Source organism: Ideonella azotifigens, assembly GCF_006519715.1.
Taxonomy (GTDB): domain Bacteria; phylum Pseudomonadota; class Gammaproteobacteria; order Burkholderiales; family Burkholderiaceae_C; genus Ideonella; species Ideonella azotifigens.
In genome coordinates, this window is record NZ_VIDT01000828.1 from 1 (window position 1) to 2,130 (window position 2,130).

The 2,130-nt window shown below is 59.4% G+C and carries 2 protein-coding genes and 1 pseudogene; all 3 read left to right on the plus strand.

What is annotated here, in order from left to right; all coding sequences use genetic code 11:
- On the plus strand, window positions 1–187 hold a 187-nt coding region (locus FKP22_RS33580), incomplete at its 5' end, for a hypothetical protein (protein WP_211361626.1).
- Window positions 174–686 (plus strand): hypothetical protein, encoded by a 513-nt coding sequence (locus FKP22_RS28140; RefSeq protein ID WP_141291365.1) that lies wholly within the window; start codon window positions 174–176, stop codon window positions 684–686. The genes FKP22_RS33580 and FKP22_RS28140, both read left to right, overlap by 14 nt.
- Window positions 687–1,155: 469 nt before the next feature.
- Window positions 1,156–2,130, plus strand: a pseudogene (locus tag FKP22_RS28145) (hypothetical protein); the annotation flags it as partial.

Here is a 2,130-nt window from a genome sequence, read left to right on the forward strand (position 1 = left end):
CACGCTGTCGGTGTTCGATGCGTCCACAAAAGCATCGACAACCCAGGCGCTTCGAAGATTGAGGGCAACCGAGCCATTGGCAGCTTGGTGCCTCGACGTCCGGCGAGCGGCTGCGTCCGTTGGTGCGGGTTTTGCGATTGCGGCGATGGAGGACGAGGCCCATGGTGCCACCCATGCTGCAGTTTGATTTCTTGCCGAGGCGGCGCCTCAAGGGGCTTCGGCCTGCGCTGGCTTTGCTGACCCTGGCAGTTGTCGGCGGCTTCGGAATGCTGCTCACTCGACAGCATGCGGAGTTGCAGCGGCTTCAGGAGGCGTTGCTTACGGCTGAGCAGAGCGTGTCGCGCAAAGCGGCTCCGGCCGCCAGGGGCGCTTCAGCGCCGTGGGAGGTCAATGCGGTGCGGGATGGGGAGCTTTTGCAACTGCCGGTCGAGGCTCGGCTTTTGGAGTTGGAGCGGTGCGTGGTCAACGGCATGTCATTGGCAAGCTTTAGGTTTGATGCAGCGAGTAATTCCGCCTCTGCGGAAGTGGTTGCCATCCATCAGTCCCAAGCTACGCAGCTGACCCAGTGCCTGAATCAAGGGGATGGGGCGAGCTGGGTATTGGATTCGGTAGAAAGTCGCACGATCGGAGACTCAGGTTACGTGTTGCATTTGCGTTGGAATGCGTTCGATGGGAGGGGTAGATGAGTTCAAATTTCTTTTGTAATAGGTGAGCTCATTGGCTACTTGGTTTTTTCCACAATGCCATTGCCACACGGCAATCAAAGCACCGCATCTGACGTGGTTTAAGATGAGTTTTTCTAAATTGATCCACCATATTTTCTTTGCCATTGCTGCATCTTGTTTATCAATAAGCTGCGCAGCTCAGTATGCTGAAATAATTGAGACTGATGATGCGCTTTACCAGCATCATAAAATAATAATTACAGATCTGTACTATACAAGCGCAGAAGCAAAAGCGGCGTGCTCGGCGAATCAAGGAGAAAATTGTTATGGCTGTTCCACCGGTTCGATAAACAACGTTACCTACTGGTGTCCATTCAAGTACCAGTCTGTTTGGGATGAGGGATCTTCGCGATATATAGATACCACTTGGCGACCAGGGTTCTGCGTTCCTGGTTACCTATATGAGCCTTCCGTGGGCCAATGTGTCCCCATGAAGGACATCTGGCACGACAAGCCCGCCTCGTGCCCTGGCAAGAAGGCGAGCCTGTTCGGAGTGGGAGACCCGATCTACCCGCTGATCGGCGGCAGCAGCTACGACGTCGACCTTGACGCCGGCCTAGGCGGCCTGAAGCTGCGCTACGACATGCGCAGGAAGCTGCCCAGCGACAATCCGGACCTGCTGTTTTCGTACACGGCGCTGCCCTCATTCGGCACGCTGGTCGAGAGCAACCTGCACAAGCGCTTGGTCTATCAGTCGGGCACGCAATACACGCCAGCCAGCATGCAAGCCTCACGCGGCCTGGGCCGCTGGGTCTCGTTTGCGGTCTCCGGCGGGGCCTTTGTGCCCGACCCCGGCGTGCGCGACACGCTGGTGGCCATCAGCGGCGGGTGGCGCTACGTGGACGCCCAGACCCGCGGGGAAGAGACCTACGACAGCACCGGCCGGCTCAACACCGAGAAGCGGGCCGACGGCACGGTGCTCACCTACGGCTACAGCACCGCTGCCGGCGCAGACGCACCCGATGCAGGCTACCTGCTCACCGTGCAGGATCAACTCGGCCACCTGGTCAAGTTCAAGTACGACGCCACCGGTGTGATCACGCAGGTCACCCGGGTGGACGGCCAGGTCATTGGCGTGGCCTACACCGGCGGCAGCCTGAGCCAGCTCACCTGGCCCGACGGCAAATACCTGCAGTTCATCTACGACAAACCCGGCCTGGCCTGGGCGCTGACCGGCGTGGTAGACGAGGAGGGCAAGCGCCGCGTGAGCTTTGGCTACGACGATGTGGGCCACGCGATCAGCACCGAAGAAGGCCAGGGTGTGAACCGCTACACCGCCAGCTGGGACGCTGGCATGGAGCCCGGCTGGAACATCACCGAAGAGTACGACGCGGTCAACAACATCATCTGGATCCACCACCGCTGGAAGAACGTCGGCAACGCCTACGTGCAAGGCCCGCTGGGC